The organism is Herbaspirillum sp. GW821-FHT09A12 (assembly GCF_059418325.1).
On record NZ_JBWKPR010000002.1, the window covers coordinates 512,935 to 532,111 of the forward strand.

General features: G+C 60.8%; 20 protein-coding genes and 1 pseudogene. 14 read left to right on the top strand and 7 right to left on the bottom strand.

Annotated features, from left to right (window positions below):
- Positions 1-37: 37 nt before the first annotated feature.
- The 3 genes from AC07N6_RS07450 to AC07N6_RS07460 are packed head-to-tail and all read left to right on the top strand — an operon-like array spanning position 38 to position 2,424.
- Entirely contained in the window at positions 38-709 is a 672-nt protein-coding gene (locus tag AC07N6_RS07450) for a TetR/AcrR family transcriptional regulator (RefSeq protein WP_494779674.1), read from the top strand.
- Between the two features lie 27 nt (positions 710-736).
- Positions 737-1,492 carry an electron transfer flavoprotein subunit beta/FixA family protein gene (locus AC07N6_RS07455; protein WP_494779675.1) on the top strand — a complete coding sequence of 252 codons (756 nt, stop codon included), beginning with the start codon at positions 737-739 and terminating at the stop codon, positions 1,490-1,492.
- Positions 1,493-1,494: 2 nt separating this feature from the next.
- The gene (locus AC07N6_RS07460) at positions 1,495-2,424 is read left to right on the top strand and encodes an electron transfer flavoprotein subunit alpha/FixB family protein (RefSeq protein WP_494779676.1); all 930 of its coding nucleotides are present in this window, start codon (positions 1,495-1,497) and stop codon (positions 2,422-2,424) included.
- 26 nt (positions 2,425-2,450) lie between these two features.
- Here the strand turns inward: AC07N6_RS07460 and AC07N6_RS07465 are convergent, their stop codons facing one another.
- On the bottom strand, positions 2,451-2,867 hold the full coding sequence (locus AC07N6_RS07465; RefSeq protein ID WP_494779677.1) for a hypothetical protein: 417 nt from the start codon (positions 2,865-2,867) through the stop codon (positions 2,451-2,453).
- 97 nt (positions 2,868-2,964) lie between these two features.
- Between AC07N6_RS07465 and AC07N6_RS07470 the strand changes: the two genes are divergently transcribed.
- The 5 genes from AC07N6_RS07470 (at position 2,965) to dapA (ending at position 9,473) form a co-directional block, all read left to right on the top strand.
- Positions 2,965-4,392: an FAD-binding oxidoreductase gene (locus AC07N6_RS07470; protein ID WP_494779678.1), complete on the top strand. Its 1,428-nt coding sequence runs from the start codon at positions 2,965-2,967 to the stop codon at positions 4,390-4,392.
- 114 nt (positions 4,393-4,506) lie between these two features.
- Positions 4,507-5,607: an ABC transporter substrate-binding protein gene (locus AC07N6_RS07475; RefSeq protein ID WP_494779679.1), complete on the top strand. Its 1,101-nt coding sequence runs from the start codon at positions 4,507-4,509 to the stop codon at positions 5,605-5,607.
- A gap of 43 nt (positions 5,608-5,650) precedes the next feature.
- A complete protein-coding gene (locus AC07N6_RS07480) occupies positions 5,651-6,751 on the top strand; it encodes an ABC transporter ATP-binding protein (RefSeq protein ID WP_494779680.1) in 1,101 nt (366 codons plus the stop codon).
- Between the two features lie 3 nt (positions 6,752-6,754).
- Complete coding sequence (locus AC07N6_RS07485) at positions 6,755-8,539, top strand: ABC transporter permease subunit (RefSeq protein ID WP_494779681.1); 1,785 nt, start codon at positions 6,755-6,757, stop codon at positions 8,537-8,539.
- Positions 8,540-8,561: 22 nt separating this feature from the next.
- Positions 8,562-9,473 carry a 4-hydroxy-tetrahydrodipicolinate synthase gene (gene dapA, locus AC07N6_RS07490; RefSeq protein ID WP_494779682.1) on the top strand — a complete coding sequence of 304 codons (912 nt, stop codon included), beginning with the start codon at positions 8,562-8,564 and terminating at the stop codon, positions 9,471-9,473.
- 68 nt (positions 9,474-9,541) lie between these two features.
- Here dapA and AC07N6_RS07495 read toward each other — a convergent pair whose 3' ends face one another.
- Positions 9,542-10,375 carry an IclR family transcriptional regulator gene (locus AC07N6_RS07495; RefSeq protein ID WP_494779683.1) on the bottom strand — a complete coding sequence of 278 codons (834 nt, stop codon included), beginning with the start codon at positions 10,373-10,375 and terminating at the stop codon, positions 9,542-9,544.
- Between the two features lie 90 nt (positions 10,376-10,465).
- On the opposite strand from AC07N6_RS07495, the pseudogene AC07N6_RS07500 reads away from it, so the two are divergent.
- Positions 10,466-10,579, top strand: a pseudogene (locus tag AC07N6_RS07500) (4Fe-4S dicluster domain-containing protein); the annotation flags it as partial.
- A gap of 13 nt (positions 10,580-10,592) precedes the next feature.
- On the opposite strand, the gene AC07N6_RS07505 reads toward AC07N6_RS07500, so the two are convergent.
- The 4 genes from AC07N6_RS07505 to AC07N6_RS07520 form a co-directional block, all read right to left on the bottom strand.
- Entirely contained in the window at positions 10,593-11,267 is a 675-nt protein-coding gene (locus AC07N6_RS07505; RefSeq protein WP_494779684.1) for a PqiC family protein, read from the bottom strand.
- A 19-nt stretch (positions 11,268-11,286) separates the two neighbouring features.
- The gene (locus AC07N6_RS07510; protein ID WP_494779685.1) at positions 11,287-11,937 is read right to left on the bottom strand and encodes a paraquat-inducible protein A; all 651 of its coding nucleotides are present in this window, start codon (positions 11,935-11,937) and stop codon (positions 11,287-11,289) included.
- A complete protein-coding gene (locus AC07N6_RS07515; RefSeq protein ID WP_494779686.1) occupies positions 11,928-12,563 on the bottom strand; it encodes a paraquat-inducible protein A in 636 nt (211 codons plus the stop codon). The genes AC07N6_RS07510 and AC07N6_RS07515 overlap by 10 nt, the downstream gene beginning before the upstream one ends.
- A gap of 383 nt (positions 12,564-12,946) precedes the next feature.
- Positions 12,947-13,609, bottom strand: a complete 663-nt coding sequence (locus tag AC07N6_RS07520) for a DUF3313 domain-containing protein (protein WP_494779687.1) — start codon at positions 13,607-13,609, stop codon at positions 12,947-12,949.
- Positions 13,610-13,777: 168 nt separating this feature from the next.
- Here AC07N6_RS07520 and AC07N6_RS07525 point away from each other — a divergent pair, with 168 nt between their 5' ends.
- On the top strand, positions 13,778-14,236 hold the full coding sequence (locus AC07N6_RS07525) for a hypothetical protein (protein ID WP_494779688.1): 459 nt from the start codon (positions 13,778-13,780) through the stop codon (positions 14,234-14,236).
- Positions 14,233-15,162 (top strand): DUF2145 domain-containing protein, encoded by a 930-nt coding sequence (locus AC07N6_RS07530; RefSeq protein ID WP_494779689.1) that lies wholly within the window; start codon positions 14,233-14,235, stop codon positions 15,160-15,162. Before AC07N6_RS07525 ends, AC07N6_RS07530 begins: the two co-directional genes overlap by 4 nt.
- Positions 15,163-15,272: 110 nt before the next feature.
- Here the strand turns inward: AC07N6_RS07530 and AC07N6_RS07535 are convergent, their stop codons facing one another.
- Positions 15,273-15,980, bottom strand: coding sequence for a TetR/AcrR family transcriptional regulator (locus tag AC07N6_RS07535; RefSeq protein ID WP_494779690.1), 708 nt, complete (start codon positions 15,978-15,980; stop codon positions 15,273-15,275).
- Between the two features lie 258 nt (positions 15,981-16,238).
- Here AC07N6_RS07535 and AC07N6_RS07540 point away from each other — a divergent pair, with 258 nt between their 5' ends.
- The 3 genes from AC07N6_RS07540 (at position 16,239) to AC07N6_RS07550 (ending at position 19,177) form a co-directional block, all read left to right on the top strand.
- Positions 16,239-17,369 (top strand): Fic family protein, encoded by a 1,131-nt coding sequence (locus AC07N6_RS07540; protein ID WP_494779691.1) that lies wholly within the window; start codon positions 16,239-16,241, stop codon positions 17,367-17,369.
- A 92-nt stretch (positions 17,370-17,461) separates the two neighbouring features.
- On the top strand, positions 17,462-17,947 hold the full coding sequence (locus AC07N6_RS07545; RefSeq protein WP_494779692.1) for a YkvA family protein: 486 nt from the start codon (positions 17,462-17,464) through the stop codon (positions 17,945-17,947).
- A 297-nt stretch (positions 17,948-18,244) separates the two neighbouring features.
- A complete protein-coding gene (locus AC07N6_RS07550) occupies positions 18,245-19,177 on the top strand; it encodes an NAD(P)-dependent alcohol dehydrogenase (protein ID WP_494779693.1) in 933 nt (310 codons plus the stop codon).

Consider the following 19,177-nt stretch of genomic DNA (forward strand, 5'->3'; position numbering starts at 1 on the left):
AATTTCTATGCCAGCACCTAAAAAAGATAACGCCAACATGAGCAATGAAACAGAGCTGCAGGCGCCGGGCGACTGGCGTAACGGCCGCAACCGCAGCGAGAAATCCGAGCTCATCCGCAACGCCCTGCTCAAGGCGGCGGCCGAGGTGGTCGGGGAGGTGGGTTATGCCGAAGCCTCCGTGGCGCGCATTACGCAGAAGGCCGGCGTGGCGCAGGGGACTTTCTATAACTACTTCGAGACGCGCCAGGACATCCTGGACGCCTTGCTGCCGGCGCTGGGCGCCAACATGCAGCGCCATATCAAGAGTGCGGCGGTGGGCGGCCACAGCTTTGCCGAGCTGGAAAAGATGGGCTTCCTGGGCTTCTTTTCCTTTCTTGAGCAGGAGCCGCATTTTTTTCGCATCCTCAACGAGGCGGAAAGTTTCGCCCCCAAGGGGCACAAGGCCCACTTCGATGCCGTCGTCAAACAGTACATGCACTTCCTGGAGCATTCGCACCGCCAGGGAGAGTTTCCCAATTTCACCCTGGGCGAGCTGGAACCCATCGTGCTGATCCTGATGGCCGCGCGCAGCTACCTGGCCATGCGCTACGCCTATAGCGACGACCAGCAAAAGGAGTTGCCGCCAAAGATCGCCGAGAGCTACATGAAGTTCGTGCGCTACGGCCTGGAAGGCGTGCCTCCGGGTTCGGAAAAAGCCAGGAAAAAATAATCCCTCGATTACATCTAAGGAAATCCCATGAAGGTATTGGTAGCAGTCAAGCGCGTAGTGGATTACAACGTGAAAGTGCGCGTCAAGAGCGACGGCACGGGCGTGGATATTGCGAACGTCAAGATGTCGATGAACCCGTTTGACGAAATCGCGGTGGAAGAAGCGGTGCGCCTCAAGGAAGGCGGCAAGATCACCGAGGTGATCGCGGTGTCGGCCGGTGTCACGCAATGCCAGGAAACCCTGCGCACCGCGATGGCCATCGGCGCCGACCGCGGCATCCTGGCCGAAGTCGGCGCCGAGGTGGAACTGCAGCCGTTGGCCGTGGCCAAGATCCTCAAGGCGCTGGCCGAGAAGGAGCAGCCGCAACTGATCATCCTGGGCAAGCAGGCCATCGACGACGACTGCAACCAGACCGGCCAGATGCTGGCCGCCTTGCTGGGCTGGCCGCAAGCCACCTTCGCTTCCAAGGTGGTGCTGGAAGAGGGCAAGGTGACGGTTACCCGCGAAGTGGACGGCGGCCTGGAAACCCTGTCCCTGGCCTTGCCGGCCATCATCACCACCGACTTGCGCCTGAACGAGCCGCGTTACGTGACGCTGCCCAATATCATGAAGGCCAAGAAGAAACAGCTGGATATCGTCAAGCCCGATGAACTGGGCGTGGATGTGGCGCCGCGCGTGAAGACGCTGAAGGTCGCCGAGCCGCCCAAGCGCAGCGCCGGCGTGAAGGTGCCGGACGTGGCCACGCTGGTATCGAAACTGAAAAATGAAGCAAAGGTGATCTGATCATGACCGCACTCGTTATTGCCGAACACGACAACGCCAGCCTGAAAGGCAGCACCCTCAACACCATCACCGCCGCCGTGCAGGCCGGCGGCGATGTCCACGTCCTGGTCGCAGGATCGAATGCCAAGGCAGTGGCCGATGCCGCCGCGCAAGTGGCGGGCGTAGCCAAGGTGCTGCTGGCCGATGCCGCGCAATTCGCCGACGGCCTGGCCGAGAACGTGGCGGAACAAGTCCTGGCGATCGCAAAGGACTACAGCCACATCCTGGCGCCGGCCACCGCCTACGGCAAGAACATCCTGCCGCGCGTGGCCGCCAGGCTGGATGTGGGCCAGGTCTCCGACATCACCAAGGTCGATTCGCCCGACACCTTCGAGCGTCCGATCTATGCCGGCAATGCGATTGCCACCGTGCAGTCGCTTGACCCGATCAAGGTGATCACCGTGCGCACCACCGGTTTCGACCAGGCTGCGCAAGGCGGTTCGGCGGTGGTGGAAAGCATTCCGGCGGTGGCCGATTCGGGCAAGTCCAGCTTCGTCGGCCGCGAGGTGGCCAAGTCGGATCGTCCGGAACTGACCGCGGCCAAGATCATCGTCTCGGGCGGGCGCGGCATGGGCTCGTCGGAAAGCTTCAAGATCCTGGAGCCGCTGGCCGACAAGTTGAACGCGGCCATGGGGGCTTCGCGCGCGGCAGTGGACGCGGGCTACGTGCCCAACGACTGGCAGGTTGGCCAGACCGGCAAGATCGTGGCGCCCAACCTGTACATCGCGGTCGGCATCTCGGGCGCGATCCAGCATTTGGCGGGCATGAAGGATTCGAAGGTGATCGTGGCGATCAACAAGGATGAAGAGGCGCCGATCTTCTCGGTGGCCGACTACGGCATCGTGGGCGACCTGTTCGAGATCGTGCCGGAGCTGGTAACGGCCCTGGAATGAACGCAGTGACCGCTTGCGTTTGAGCGTCATGGCAAGGCGGCGGGGGAGTGCGCAAGGGCGACTTGCGCTATGTCCCCGCCCGAGTTGCGAATCCGCGAATCCCCATACAAGGCCTCGGTGCGTTCGAGAATGAACCCCTTGTTCTGCGCCAGAAGACCGGCCGCCCCCGTCTGCTCCTCATCCAGCAAGACTCCATCCAGTAAAAATCCACTGAAATAAAACTTTGCCACGTCATGGCGATGCACCATTAACTGGCGGCATGCGTTCCATATTGGAGAATTTTTTCTTGCGCCGCACAAATTCGGCGCAGGGATCATCGCTCGCAATCGCTTGTCTGGAGTGGATTTGCGGGGAGTTGGCGCCTTTCTGAAAATTATTTTCGTCGACAATCCATGACTGGCTTGCGCTTGTCGCACGCCCCGATTTAAATAATCGACATGCAATTACTAATATTTACATGCGATTTTTGATCTTCTATTCTAGATTCAAGAATCTGCAGTAGCGGCACACGTATGGGTACATGCATGAGGGAGAAGGTGTATGGTCGCAGGTCAGGATTTGGTGGCGAAGTTGCAGTCGGCATTAGGCGCTAATGCCGTGCTGGCGTCGGACGCCGATACGGAAAGTTATATCGAGGATTGGCGTGCGCGCTTCAAGGCGCCGGCGTTGTGCGTGGTGTTGCCGTCGACCGCCGAGCAGGTGGCGCAGGTGGTCAAGATCTGTGCGGCGGCCGCCGTGCCGCTGCTGCCGCAGGGCGGCAATACGAGCCTGTGCGGCGGCGCCGTGCCGCAGAAGAACGGCGTGCGTCCGGTGCTCATCAATCTGGCGCGCATGCGCAAGATCCGCGAGATCAATCCTTCCAACAATTCCATGGTGGTGGAGGCCGGCTGTATCCTGAAAGCGGTGCAGGACGCGGCGGCCGAAGCCAACCGCCTGTACCCGATCAGCCTGGGCGCCGAGGGGTCTTGCCAGATCGGCGGAACCTTGAGCACCAATGCCGGCGGCACCAGCGTGCTGCGCTATGGGAATACCCGTGACAACGTGCTGGGCCTGGAAGTGGTGCTGCCCGATGGCACGATCTGGAATGGCCTGCGCGCGCTGCGCAAGGACAACACCGGCCTGGACCTGAAACACCTGTTCATCGGCGCCGAAGGCGCGCTGGGCATCATTACCGCCGCCACCCTCAAGTTGCATCCGCTGCCGGCTCACCAGGCCATGGCGTGGTTCGCGCCGGCCAGCACGCAAGCCGCGCTGGAAGTGCTGGGCCTGTTCCAGCAGGCTTGCGACTCCCGTCTCTCGGCCTTTGAAATGATGAACGATCGCCAGTTGGAACTGGTGATCAAGAATGTGCCGGATCGCCGCAATCCGCTGGAGCAGATGCACCCCTGGCATGTACTGGTCGAACTGGCCGACACCCAGGGCGAGGAAGAAATGCACCAGACCCTGTTGCGCGTGCTGGAACAAGGCATGGAGCAAGGCTTGGTGAACGATGCCGTGATCGCTTCCAGCCATGCGCAACGCGCGGCCTTGTGGGAGCTGCGCCATAGCGTCAGCGAAGCCAACAAGAAAGAAGGCATGGGGCTGACCACCGACTGCGCGGTGCCGGTGTCGGCGGTGCCGGCCTTTATCAATGCCGCGACGGCGGCGGTGCACGCCGAAGTGCCCGGCCTGGACATCATCATCGTCGGCCATGTGGGCGATGGCAACATCCACTTCATCCCGATGTTCGATTTCGCCGCCTGGCGCGCGCTGCCGGACCCGGATGCCATGGCCAAACGCATGCGCCATTGCGTCAATGACGCTGCCCATGCGCTGGGCGGCACCTTCAGCGCGGAACATGGCGTCGGCGAAACCGGGTTGCCGGAAATGGCGCACTACAAGTCGCCGGTGGAATTGGCGCTGATGCGCACCGTGAAAGCGGCGCTGGATCCCGCCAACCTGATGAACCCCGGGCGTCTGTTGCCCTAAGCATTCCCGCTTTATCGCCTCACCTGTCCGTACCGCGCCTTCGTGTTACCCGGCCCGCGCCGCGCGTGCGGCTGCCGGCTCCCTCATTGTGTCCGTTCCTTTTTGGAGAAGCAGATGAAAAAGAAGCAAACCGCAAGTGAAATCGTAGAAAACCCGAGCCGCCGCAGCGCCATCAAGACGGCGGCGGCAGGCGCTGTCGCCGCCTCGTTCCCGTTCATCTGGACGCCTTCGCGCGCGGCCACCAAGCGCATCGTGGTGCGCGATGACGGCGGCATCTACACCAAGGCCTATACCGAAGTCTTCTTCAAGCCGTTCCGCGAAAAGACCGGTATCGAAGTGGTTGCCGCGCAAGCCACCGCGGAACCGACCGCGCAGATCAAGAGCATGGTCGATGCCGGCACCTATACCTGGGACATGGCCAAGGTCAGCCAGCCGGCGGTGCTGACCCTGACTTCCGGCGGCAAGGAATACCTGGAACGCCACGGCCTGGAAAACGACCCGGTGATCGCCAAGATCCCCAAGCAATACATGACCCCGTTCGGCGTTGGCCACAACGTCTATACCACGGTGCTGGCTTACCGCAAGGATGCCTTCAAGGGCCGCAAGGAGCCGAAATCCTGGGCCGACTTCTGGAACGTCAAGGACTTCCCCGGCCGCCGCGCCATGCGCAAACACCCCTTCGACACCATCGAGCAAGCGCTGATGGCCGATGGCGTGCCGACCAACCAGGTCTATCCCTGCAATCTCGACCGCGCCTTCAACAGCCTGAGCAAGATCGCCAAGAATGTCGACGTCTGGTGGACCACCGGCGCCCAGGTCGAGCAGATGCTGACCTCGGGGGAAGTGGATATGGTGTGCACCTGGGTGTCGCGCGCGCAGGGCGCCATCGCCAACGGGGCGCCGGTGGGCATCGTCTGGAACCAGAATATCTGGGGTTGCGACAGCTGGGCGATTCTCAAGGGCGGTCCGAATGTCCAGGCTTGCCGCGAATTCATCCGGTTCGCCAGCGATCCCAAGCGCATGGCCGGCCTGGTCGACTTCTTCCCGGCCGGGATCCCGCAACCGGAAGCGTTCAACTACATCAAGCCGGAAGTGGCCAACAATTCGCCAACCTTCCCGGTCTACATCAACGCCGGCGTGCAGATCGACGCCAAGTACTGGCAGCAGCACCAGGGCGAGGCGCTGGAGCGTTTCAATCGCTGGATCCTGGGGTAAGCCCCAAGTCCTCGTCATCAATCCTTGGCAAGATCATTACATCATGGCAGCTTCCAACCTCTGCATCTCGGGCCTGAGCAAGCGTTATGGGGATTTCGTGGCGCTCGCGCCGACCCATCTCGATGTCGCCCAGGGTGAATTCCTGACCCTCCTGGGCCCCAGCGGCTCGGGCAAGACCACGCTGCTCAGCCTGATTGCAGGGTTGGCCCAGCCGGATGAAGGCAGCATGACCATCAATGGCGCCGACGTCACTTACGGCGCGCCCCATGAGCGCGATATCGGCATGGTGTTCCAGAACTATGCCCTGTTCCCGCACATGACGGTGGCTGAAAACATCGCCTTCCCGCTGCAGATGCGCAAGGTCGATGCCGCCACGGCGCGCAAGAAGGTCATGGAGGCGCTGGAGATGGTGCACCTGCCGCACGTGGCCGGGCGCTATCCGCGCGAGCTCTCCGGCGGCCAGCAGCAGCGCATCGCGCTGGCGCGCTGCATGGTGTACCGGCCCTCCATCATTCTGATGGATGAACCGCTGGGGGCGCTGGACAAGAAGCTGCGCGACCACATGCAGCTGGAAATCAAGCGCATCCACCGCGAACTGGGCACCACCATCGTCTACGTCACGCACGATCAGGAAGAGGCGATGACGATGTCGGACCGCATCTGCCTGATGAATGCCGGCGAGATTGCCCAGCTGGGCACGCCCGACGATCTGTATTTTCGTCCCGGCAGCGTCTTCGTGGCCGATTTCCTGGGAGAGTCCAATCTGCTCGAGGCCAGCGTCATCGCCCGCGACGGCGAGCGCGTGCAGGTTGCCATCGCCGGCCAGGACAAGGGCTGGGCCATGGCGTATGACAGCCGGATCAAGGCGGGCGACCAGGTCAAGGTGATGATCCGTCCGCAGAACATGATCGTGCATGAGGTGCATGAAGTGCATGAAGCCGTCGACCCCGCCCTGCTGCAGGGCAAGCTGATGGACGTCATGGTGACCGGCGGCATGACCAAGCTCTATCTGCAGGACAGCGGCGCCGATACGGCTGTGGTGGTGGCGTCCTATCCCACTCGCCGCATGGGCGGCCGCTACCAGATGGGCCAGCCGCTGGGCCTGTCGTGGAAGGCCGAAGACGCCGTCGCCATTCCGGGATAAGCCATGAAGCCAACCGCACTCTCGTCCCATTCCACGGCGCGCCCCGCGCCCTGGCGCCGTTGCTTGCGTCCGGTGCTGATGTCGGCGCCGTTGCTGATTCTGTTGCTGGTGCTGCTGGTCTACCCGGTGGGCCAGCTGCTGATGCTCAGCATCAAGAATGACGCCGGTTTCACCCTCAACGAATACCGCAAGCTGTTTGCTTCATCGGTCTATCTCGAGGTGCTCGGGATCACCCTGAAGGTGTCGCTGCTGACCACCTTGTTTTCGGTGCTGTTCGGCTATCCGGTCGCCTATCTGATTTCCAGCGCCACCGGCAAGAGCAAGAACCGCCTGCTGTACTGGGTCCTGCTGTCTTTCTGGACCAGCTTCCTGGTGCGCACTTTCGGCTGGGTGGTCTTGCTGGGGCGCAATGGCGTGATCAACTGGATCCTGAAGTCCCTGGGCATCATCGACACGCCGCTCAATCTGCTCTACAACCTGCCGGCGGTGGTAGTGGGCATGGTGCATGCGTTGATGCCGCTGGCCATTCTGACCATGTTGTCGGTGATGGAAAACATCGACCGCCGCCTGCCCAGCGCCGCATCCACCCTGGGCGCGCCTCCGGGCACGGCGTTCTGGCGCATCTATTTCCCGCTGTCGCTGCCGGGCGTGGCGTCGGGCGCACTGATGGTGTTCGTCACCGCCATCGGCTTCTTCATTACCCCGGCGCTGTTGGGCGGGCGCCATGAAACCATGATCACCCAACTCATCATCGACCAGGTAATGCAGGCGCTGAACTGGGGCTTTGCCGGGGCGATTTCGGTGTTGCTGCTGGTGGTGGTGCTGATCGTCTTCGTGATCTACGACCGCCTGGTGGGCTTGTCGACCATGGCCGGCAGCAATGCCGCCGCCGCGCGCCAATCGGGCGGCAACGGCGTGCTGCGCCGGATCGGCAATGCCATCCTCGGCGGCCTGGGCCATGCCACCGATGCCTTGCTGTCGCCATTCTCGGGCCGGGCGCAACGCCAGGCGCCCAAACGCCGCTGGCTGAACTGGTCAGCGCTGATCCTGCTGGCCTTTTTGAGCGCGCCCGCGTTCATGATGATTCCGCTCTCGGTCGATTCGGCCTCGGGCCTGGCGTGGCCGCCGCGTGGCTTCTCGCTGCAGTGGTATCGGCAGGTTTTCGATTCGTCGGTGTGGATGGATGCGATTGGCCGTTCCATGTTGGTCGGCCTGGGCACGGGCCTGCTGTCGATGCTCATCGGCACCCCGATGGCCTTCCTGCTGGTGCGCGGCAACGGCCGTGGCAATGCCGGGCTGCTGGCGCTGGTGCTGGCGCCGATGATCGTGCCGCGCATGATCCTGGCCGTGGGCGTGTTCTATTTCTTCGCCAAGGTCGGCCTGGTGGGTTCGGCGTTCGGCCTGATGCTGGCGCACACCGTGGTGGCGGTGCCGTATGTGGTCATCACCATGATGGCGGTGCTGCGCAACTACGACACCCGCCTGGACCACGCCGCCCATAGCCTGGGCGCCGGGCCGCTGGCCACCTTGCGCCGGGTGACCTTGCCGATCCTGAGCGCGGGCATGCTGTCCTCGTTCCTGTTCGCCTTCGCTACCTCGTTCGACGAGCTGACCATCGCGCTCTTTACCACGGGTGGCCTCAGCACCACCTTGCCCAAGCAGTTCTGGGATGAAACCACGATGCAGGTTTCGCCGGTCATCGCGGCCGTGTCAACCTGCCTGTTCGCCTTCATCACCGTTCTCATTTCCGTGGCCGACCGCCTGCGTCGCCGCAATCTGGCTTCCTGAGTTTTTACAGAAAGGTAACACTATGCTTTCCGCCGCATCCCTGAAGGGCGTCATGCCCGCCATCCCGACGCCGGTCAATGCCGACGACACCATCAATGTCGCGGCCACCCAGGCGCTGGTGCGCTTCCTGCTCAAGCAGGGCATCGACGGTATCCTGCCGCTGGGCGGCACCGGTGAATATGGCGCCCTGGCGCGCGCCGAGCGCGTGCGCATGACGGAAGTCGTGAGCGCGGAGGTCAAGGGCGGCATTCCGGTGATCGCCGGCGTGCTGGACCCGGGATATCACGACGCCATGGCCGCCGCGCGCGACCTGTCCGCGGCAGGTGCCGACGCTTTGCTGGTGCTTACGCCGTACTACACCAATCCGACGCAGGCCGGCATCCGCGACTATTTCATGCGCTATGCCGACGAATCGCCGGTGCCCATCCTGCTCTATGAGATTCCCTACCGTACCCGTATCGCCATCGCGCCGGAAGTGATCCATGAGCTGTCCCGCCACGAGCGCATCATCGGCATGAAGGCGTGCAATACCGACATGTGGCATTTCCTGCGCACGGTCGCCGGCGTGGATGACTCATTTGCGGTGCTCAGCGGCGAAGACCATCTTTTCCCGATGCACCTGGCTGCCGGCGCGCGCGGCGGCATCATTGTGACGGCATCGCTGTTGCCCACCGCATGGCAGAAGATCTATCAGTTGGGGCGTGCCGACAAGATCCGCGAGGCGGTCGAGCTGCACCGCAGCCTGATTCCGCTGCTCAATCTGGCATTCGCCGAAACCAATCCGGGGCCGATGAAGGCGGTCATGGATCTCATCGGCGTGCATGCCTCCGAGATGCTGGCGCCGCTGGTGCCGCCGGCGACCGATCTGGTGGCGCGCATGCGCGAAGAGCTCAAGAAGCAACTGGCGATCTTCGAGTCGTTGCCGGCAGCTTGAATGGACGATGGCGCAGGCGGCATTGGCCTGCGCCATCGGTATCGGCGGCATTAGCGGTAGCAGCGGTATCAGCGGCGAAAGCCTTGCAGACGCGATTTGGACACTGACGTGGCGGCGACCTGGACATGCTGCGCCAGTTCGTTCTCGACCCGTTCGCGCGTCCAGCGCGAGGTCGGCACGGCAATGCTGATCGCCGCCACCGGGATACCGCCGTGGTCGGTGATTGGCGCGGCCACCGAGATGTCGCCCAGCACGGTCTCGTTTTCGATGACGGCATATCCCCGGCGCGCGACTTGGCGAATGCGCTCCATCAGCTTGGCCGGGTTGGTCTGCGTAAATGGGGTCATGGCTTCCAGCTTGGTCTGCGCCAGGATTTCCTTGACCCGGCTTTCCGGCAGGCGCGACATGATGGCGGTGCCGGCGGCGGTGAAAGCCGCGGGCAGGCGGGCGCCGACCACGATGTCTATGTTGACCAGGTGTTTCCCGGGAAAGCGCGCGGCGAACACGATTTCATGGCCATCGAGCTCCAGCAGGTTGGCGGTTTCGCCGATATGGCGGCTGATATCCAGCAGGTACGGCGACGCCTTGTCGACCAGTTCGTTGGCGCTGATGTAGTTGTAGGCGAATTGCAGCACCTTGCTGGTCAGGCCGTAATTGCGCGTGTCCGGCACGCGATACAGATAGCCCAGTTCTTCCAGCGTATGCACGACACGTTGCGTGGCGCTGCGGTCCAGCCCGGAGGCGCGCGCGATATCGCCAAGCGTCATATGGCGGTTGGGGCCGGCGAAGGTATGCAATACCTGAAAGGTCTTCTCGGTGGAGCCGATGAAGAGGGAGGATCGTCCCGCCTTCCGGTCTGGCTTCGGCTTGGTGGCGGTGGACGCAGTGGAACGTGTAGGCATGGCAAATTGCTATTGTTATGCGACGGTTTTGATCGAAGTGCAATTGTAGCGTGTTTCACTTTCGAACCGTTTGCTTCGCTACGCATTCCGTGCGACATCAAGGATCCGTCCCGCAACATCGTGTGGGCGACGCCGGAGAGTGGCGGCGGGCCGCATGATTCGGGGATGCGATCGAGGAGGGCGTTGGCGACGCCCGAGGCCTGAGCCCTGAGGCCGGCTACGATTTCGAGATCTGCTGCAATGACCGGATGGCCAGCGTGATGTCGCCGGCGGCGCTTTGCAGCAGCCGGCGATAGGCGGCGATTTGGCTATCGAGCCCGCTGGCAATCGGCAGGTCGAGGACGGTCTTGCCCATGAGGGCCTTGCCGTCAGGCAGGCTGCGCACGTTCCATTGGATGACGCCATAGAACCGCCGCGCATTGCCAATATCGACCTGTACGAGTGCCGCGCTGACGAGAAACCTGGGGGCATCCGCGGGCAGTGAAAGCTTATATGCGTCCCGGGCCGCGAGCCGATCCTGCAAGTTGACGGAGAGGGCCGACCTCAGCTCGTCGGAGAAGGAGGAGGCCCACCTGTCATGTTCCAGGACGCGCAGAGTGCCGTCGGCATTGGCATACATCAGCTGTGGCGTATCCAGGCCTGCGGGGACGCCGATTTTCTCGACTTCGATGAGCATCGCCGCGCTTGATGTGCTTGATGTGCCCGACGTGTTTGAGGCGGCAGCCGAGGCGCGCCCGGTTGCCGAATCCTGAACGATGGGCGTGAGCAGGCTGTGATAACGCATCGGCGGCGAGCCGCACCCGGCGGATAAAAGCAGGCCGGCCAAGAGGATGGCGCACAGAGAAGTGTGGCGGATGCGGCGCATGGATTTATCTTCATCGGCGCTCATCATGGGGCGGGCCGTGCCGGTTCTATTCATAGGCATCCACTGCATCCCAAATCAGCCTTGGGTCGAAGTTCGATGACGCCAGCATCGTGAAAATGACCATCGCCCCAAAGGCTAAAATCCCCGGGCCGGCGGTCATGCTCAGCAGGGCGCCGGCGCGCACCAGGGATGCCAGGAGGACGACGACGAATACGGCGAGCATGGGCCATCGGCCAATCAGTTCGAGCAGTTGGAAGAACCGCGTTTTCTGCCGGAGCCGGTCAATGGATTTGCGCTGCGTCGAGAGCAGCAAGGCCGCCAGTCCAAGGATCTTGGCCAACGGGATGACGACGCTGATCAACAAGATGAGAATGGCCAGCCCATGCGCGCCCGAGAACCAGAAAAACGCCGCTGCGGACAACATGGTGTGGCTCGAGGAGCCCAGCATCGAATGCGTATAGGTAATCGGGAGCAAGTTGGCCGGCACATAGGCCACCAGGGCCAGAAACAACAGTATCCAGCTGCGGGTGAGGCTGTTATGGATGCGGTCGCGCAGAACGGTTCCGCAACGGGTGCAGCGGCGTTCGATCATGAACCGGTTGTGCAGCCGCTGGCAGGTGGGGCAGGACACCAGCCCCATGGATCTGGCCGATTGCACATTCGGATAAAGATCGTTTTGGGCGCGTTCTACTGCCACTTTTCTCTCGAATCGAAAGTCAGGATCGCGGCCAGGATAACCACCAGCAGTCCCGTCGATATCAGGGATATCCCGGGGATGACCGTTGCCATGGTGGTCAGCTGGCAAATGGTGACCAGCATCCCCAGCATGTAGACCTCGATCATGCTCCATGGCCGCACATGCTTTAACAGGCGGAAGATTTTGCTGTTGAGCCGCGGCCGGGCCTGGGCCGGTCGCGCATGCAGGAAAATCATGAGAACCAGTTCAAGCGCCGGGAACAGGATGGTCGTCACGACCATGAATATCGACAACGGCGTCATGCGATCCGCATTCATGCGCAATATGCATTCCCACAGCGTGGCCTGGACGGCGATGCCCTGGATATTGATCCTGGCGATTGGGTAGACATTGCCGATGATGAAAAAAAACAGCGCGGCAATCGCCAGCGGCAGCATCCAATGGCTCTGGACCGGCCCGCGGGCATAAAGCGAACTGCCGCATCGCTGGCAATGCGCGGACTGGACGGCGCCTGGCGCCGTGAATGCGTGGATCGCATCGCAATATTTGCATGCGACCAGGTCATTGCGCCGCGCTTCCGCAATCCAGTCGCGCGGTTCAGGATCATTTCGGCCGAGCTTGTCCATGGCGCCGCACTTGTCGCCGTTAGCGCAGTCGGGCCATCAAGGCATCCGCGCCTTTTTCGATGCCGGCCGTGGCGGCGCTGAGCGCGCCCTCGCGGTCCGGGGGATAAGTGGTACGCATTTTATGTTCCTCAACAATCAGTTTTTCGGCGCAGGCCGGGTTGGCCTGGCGGGCCGCTATCGCGGATGGTGGGCGCGATAGCGGAACAACAACTACGCGGCTGACGCCGGTCCCGACAAGCCGCTGTGCACTGCAGCAAATTGCACGGAACTATAGCAGTTCCGGCGTACTTACAAAACCATCTGGACGGTTTGTTTATGGATTCAGACCAGCGCCGATTCCTGGAATGCAGCCTGCGCAGCCTTGATCATTGGCTATTCACCGGTTATTTCATTTGCGCCAGCAAATTCTCGGCGCCCTTGTCGATCCCGGTCTTGGCGGCACTCAGCGAACCGAAGGTGGCGGCAATATTCATCGCGTTGGGATATTGCTTTGTCACGAATGCTTTCAGAAGGCGATTGCTGGAGGCGTCGTAGATTTCGACCGCATAGCTGACCGATCCCATCAGAATGCCTTCTTTTCCGCGGATCGATTGCACAACGTTGTAAGGCATGCCGGCCAGGTCGAAACGGGTAACGGTGGACGCTACGGCCGTGTTGGTGCCGGCGCCTGTCAACGTCAGCTTGAGCCTGAGCGTCTCGGGGCCGGTCTTGTTATCGATCCGGAAGCGTTGGCTCAGCACTTTTCTGAATTCCGCATCCATGTATGTTGAAAGTTCTTGCTTGTCGCCCTCGGCCAAATCGCCAAACTGATTGTCTGTCCCGGTGTAAATGGCGACAGGCTCAATCACCAGGGCGGAATAGTTATTCCAGTTCACATTGGAAGAGTAGAGGTAAGGGATCTTGTCGGCGTCCTGTTGCGCGTTTTTCTGCAGCTGAACCGAGGAGCTGAGGCCGGTGTAAGGCACAGGCTTGGTGCTGCTGCAGCCGGCGAGCGACACCAACGAGATGCAAATCAGGGCAAAGATTGTTTTCGAAAGTTTGGGCATGGGGTTTCCTTGGCAAGTCAATGTGTGGCTGGGCAAATTTCAAGATATGGAAATGAGGATCGGCAATACGGAACTTATAATGACCGATCGATCACTAATCAGTGTATCATTGCTAATGACCGATCGATCATTAATGTTTGAAAATATTTTTAGCCCCAAGGAGCCCCTGTGAATTTGATGAGAAACCTTCGCCTCGCCTGTTTCATTGCCATGGCAGGCGCCGCCTTTCATGCCGATGCGGAGAGTTTTGCGTCGTCCGCCTCCAGCGCCGGCTCCGCTTCCAGCGGCAGCATCTCGGATTCGCTGAGCGATTCGAGCAATAGTTCCACGGATGGAGACAAGGTCGCCAACGGCGATTACCGCATTATCGATATTGCGCAAACGCCGGATCGGGCGGCGTTCATGCGGGTAACCATGCAGACCGAGGATTTGAAGCAGCGCGTGGTATTGGACTTGCCGGCGCAAGTCCTGGACAAGCAGGCCATGAAAGAAGGAGATTTCATCCATGCCCAGCGTCGCGCATATGGCTTTGAGTTTTCCAGGGGCGATACCAAAGACCCGTTCTACCTGGTGCTTGCCGATAACTGGCACGATGAACTTGCGGCACGACGCGTGGTAGGCATGTGATTAAACGCTATCTGCTCAAATCCGCGGCAATCTTCATCTTCATTTGCATTGCGTTCACAGGAACGGCACAGGCCGGATCCGGCGCTTCGGCCGCATCCGACTTTTGCGACAGAACGAAACCACTGAGCGCGCGCCAGCAAGATCGCGTGCTGCAGTTTGCGGCGGTGGTGCGCAGCGAGCTGGCCGCCATGAATAGCAATGCCATATTGATCAGCCGCTCCGGCCTGGACCTGTCACGCTTTCATATCCGCTACTCTCATGCCGCCATCGCCCGGCGTTCGGAAAACGAAACATGGACCGCCCGGCAGCTTTACTATGCCTGCGATGAATCGCGCCCACGCATCTACGACCAGGGGCTGGCCGGATTTGCGATGGGAATCGATAACGCCGCGCTTGGATATATCTCCGCCGTGAAGCTGCCGGCCGATTCGGAGTGGATCCTGCAACAGGCGGCGAACGATACAGGGGCGGCGCTGCGCCTGCTCGCGCCCAACTACAGCGCCAACGCCTATGCGTACGGACTGCAGTACCAGAATTGCAATCAGTGGCTGATGGAGTTGCTTGCCGCCGCCTGGGGCGGGCTCCCGGATGGGGATGACCTGCGCCAGCGCGCCCAGAATTGGCTGCGCGAGGAGGGCTATATGCCGCAACCGGTGGCGGTCGATTCGCGCTGGTTGATGTTCGCCGCGGGATTCGTTCCGCTCATCCATCTTGACGATCATCCCGAAGAAGATCTCTTTGCCATGAAATTGAAGATCAGCCTGCCGGCGTCCATCGAAGAGTTTGTCCGAGCGCACGTTGCCGGCAGCGAGCGTGTCGAGATATGCCATGACAGCAAGCGCGTGATCGTGCATCGCGGCTGGTCTTCCATCGCTGACGGATGCATTCCCGGCGAAGGCGATCGCATCGTGTATCTCGACGACTGATGCCGATCGGCGCCCAAGCCGGCGCCGGCCAGGCCGGGGGCGGGGAGGGCGACCGCTGGCGGCGGGATGGGCGCCGCCGCAAGGATCATCTGATGAAAGAAAGAAAGGGCTCAGGCCCCTTCAAGATGCGGCTTGAGCAGCATGTGCAGCACCTTGCGGTGCGTTTCCTTGATTTTGTTACTTTCACTGTCCCCCATCTCTTCGCCAAAAACCATTTTAACGACGGCGGCGTATAGCACCGGCACCATGACAAAGCTGAAGTGCTCGGTGAGCGGGCTGGGCAGTATCTGCCCCTTGGCCACATATTGGTCGATCTGCCGTTGCTGCCTGGCCCGCGCCGGGATGACATTGTTTTCGTACCAGCGCCGAATGATGGCCGGGACACGATGACCCTCTGAAATGACGAGCCGTATGATCGCGATAGCCTGCGGCGTGAGGCCGCCGTAGGTTTTTTCGATGAAGCTGTCGATCAGATCGTCCAGGTCCGGCTCCGATTGGGCTTGCTGCCGGAGCTCAATGGGCGGCGCCAGCAGATCCGTCAGCAAGGTCTCGAAAATTTCATCCTTGTTGGCGAAGTGCACATAGAGATTGGCTTTGGAGGTGCCGGCGCGCTGGGCGATCTTGGAGATGCTGGCGGCGGTAAACCCCAGGGCGCTGAATTCAACCAGTGCGGCATCGAGGATTTGCCGGCGCCGCACTTCCGGCGAAAGCCGCACGCGTGTTTTTGTTTCCTTGAGTGTTGCGGTTCCGGGCTTTTTCTGTGGCGTCGCCACTGGCGCTTCCTTGGCGCCGGCAACGGCCTTGTTCTTGATCTTCATGTGGTAGCGAGGGGGATGCTGGCGAATAGATTCAAATGTATCGTTGATACGATACGTAGTCTAACTTACCACAGGATAAACCGGTTTTCCCCGTCACTTGGCCATGGATGAAGAGGGCATTAGCCGGGTCATCCCTGAACCCGGTTTCAGTCGCATGGAGCAGGGCATCCATGTCGTGCGGCGAATAAGCCGCTTATTCACCGCATTTTATGCAAAGAATAATTTGCCCATGCGGAGAATCCGGCCCATAATGACCGCATGAAAAGCGGAGATTACACCTATATCTGGCAATCCGGCGACTGGCCGCGCTGGCAATTCGACCTCGCGGCGCTCGCCGGGCCGATGGCCGAGGTCAGCCGCGCGCAGGGCATCCTGCTGGGACGCCTGGCTGATGTGGGCCTGGCCTTGCGCGACCAGGCCAGCCTGGCCGCGTTGACCGAGGATGTCATCAAGACCAGCGAAATCGAAGGCGAAACCCTCAACGTCGAATCCGTGCGCTCCAGCATCGCCCGCCGTATGGGCGTGGAGATCGGCGCATTGGCGCCGGTCGATCGGCACGTCGAAGGCGTGGTCGAAATGATCCTCGACGCCACCGGCAATGCCGCCGCAGCGGTTGACCGGGAGCGCCTGTTCGGCTGGCATGCGGCGTTGTTCCCGAGCGCCTATTCAGGCCTGTCCAGGATCAATGTCGGCGCATGGCGAGACGACGCCGGCGGCCCCATGCAAGTGGTATCCGGCCCGATCGGCCGCCAGCGCGTGCATTACGAAGCGCCGCCGGCACACAGCCTGGAGCGGGAAACCGGCCGCTTCCTGGATTGGCTCAACGGCCCGGTGAACGAACCGCCCTTGATCAAGGCCGGCCTGGGCCACCTGTGGTTCGTGACGCTGCACCCATTCGACGACGGCAACGGCCGCATCGCGCGCGCCATCGGCGATCTGCTCCTGGCACGGGCCGACGGCAGCCCGCAGCGCTTCTACAGTCTTTCCGCCCAGATCCAGCGGGACCGGAAAACCTATTACGAGATGCTGGAGCGCACGCAAAAGCGATCGATGGACGTCACCGAGTGGCTGCTATGGTTCCTGGACAGCCTGCACCGCGCCGTCGACCAGGCGCAGCTCACGCTCGACGCCGTCCTGGCCAAGGCGCGTTTCTGGCAGCGCTGGGGGCCGCTGTCGCTGAACCAGCGGCAAGCGAAGTTGCTGAACAAACTGCTGGATGACTTTGAGGGCAAGCTCACCACCAGCAAATGGGCGGCCATCGCCAAATGTTCACCGGATACAGCACTACGCGACATCACTGACCTGCTGGAAAAAGGCGTGCTGAAAAAGACCGTCGCTGGTGGGCGCAGTACCAGCTATGAATTAGCAGACGGCAATTTCGCCGACTGACCATGATGGATAGGGCTGATATAGCGATGCGGCCCCGCCAATGGTCGCTGCAAAAAAGAAGAGAATGCAGGCAGAGCAGGGGAACGCGGTTGATGATTTCGCATGCGAAATTCGGCACGATAATGCAGCTCCAGCCATCTAATTTTTATTTAAAGCCATCCGTGATACGCCCACTCATCACCCATCTGCACGCAACGGCAAAAAAACTCAAACGAGATGTCGTGACGCTGATGTTCATCGCCAAAGACTCTTCGGCGCCGTTGCTGCCCAAAATCCTGGCAATGGCCGTTGCGGCCTATGCGCTGAGTCCAATAGATTTGATTCCAGACTTCATTCCCATCATTGGCTATCTCGATGATTTGATTATTGTTCCGCTGGGAATCTGGCTCTGCTTACGATTGACGCCAGCAGACGCCATCGAACGCAACAGGATTCGGGCTGAAGCGTGGCTGACGGAGAAGAACCAGAAACCCCGGAGCTATGTCGGCCTTGGGATCGTCATCCTGATCTGGAGCGCCATGCTGTGGTGGCTGTATCCAGTCATGGCGGCCTGGTTAAAAAGCATTAACGGATCATAGGCAGACGTTGGCGCGGCGGGTTAAATCCCATCTCGACAGGCGTGAAGGTCGTGGTTCGCTACCGATGCTCTTATTCAGTTGGGAAACGGTCAAGACGCGGTAACGGTGCCTGACGGTATATCCCAATTCGGAGAAACAGACATAGTGAACCATGGTGTCAAAAACTGACACCATGCTGATCTAGACTGCATTCTCCGACACTACAAAAGACAAGCATATGATGACTACGCGTGTTACAGATTCTGCCAAGCGAACCACCCGGCTATGCTGCTCTGAAGTGGGAAGAGAGAGGCTGCCATGAAACGCATCCAATATCACAAGTACGGCGGTCCCGAGCTTATGCAACTCGACGACTTCGAGCTGGCCGCGCCCGGCAAAGGCGAGGTGGCAGTGCAGGTCAAATTCGCAGCCATAAACCCCATCGATTGGAAGCTGCGCAACGGCCTGATGAAAATCGTGACCGGAAATGCCTTCCCTCGTGCGATGGGCATGGATTTTTCGGGGGTCGTGACTGCGATCGGTCCAGGCGTAACGCGCTTTCGTCCGGGGGAGGCTGTCTTCGGTCTGGCCCGTTTCAAGGAGAGTGGAGCTTTAGGCCAGGCGGTTGTGACCAAAGAAACCTTCTTGGCAAAGAAACCCGACGAAGTGTCTTTCAAGGATGCTGCTTGCATTGGAACGCCGGGAATCACCGCCTGGAACGGTTTGGTAGACAAGGCGAAACTGAAGGCCGGCCAGCGCGTCTTCGTCAACGGCTGCGCCGGTGCAGTGGGCGAAGCGGCTGTGCAGATAGCGCTCATGCTCGGCGCTTCGGTTACGGGTAGTTGCAGCTCCGGTTCGAGGGAGCGAGCCGCCTCTCTCGGCGTTCAAACCGTCTTTGACTATCGGACTACTGATTTGGGGACGCTCGCGGAGCGTTTCGATGTGGTCTACGACACGGCCGCCACGATGACCACTGCGATGGGGCTCAGTCTACTGCAAAAGGACGGTGTGTTTCTTGACCTCAACCCAACCCCTGGCAAGCTCATCCGCGCTATCTTCAACCGCAAATTGAAGCCGATTGTCGGTGCACCGAGGCCAGACATTCTCGACAATCTTGCCAGTGCTGCCAGAAATGGAAAATTTCGACTGCCGATCGGAAAAATCGTACCGCTAAATGACGCAATCCAACTTATCACTGAGCTTGAAGCTGGTCTTAAACTCGGTGGAAAGTGCCTCGTCACAATGGACTAA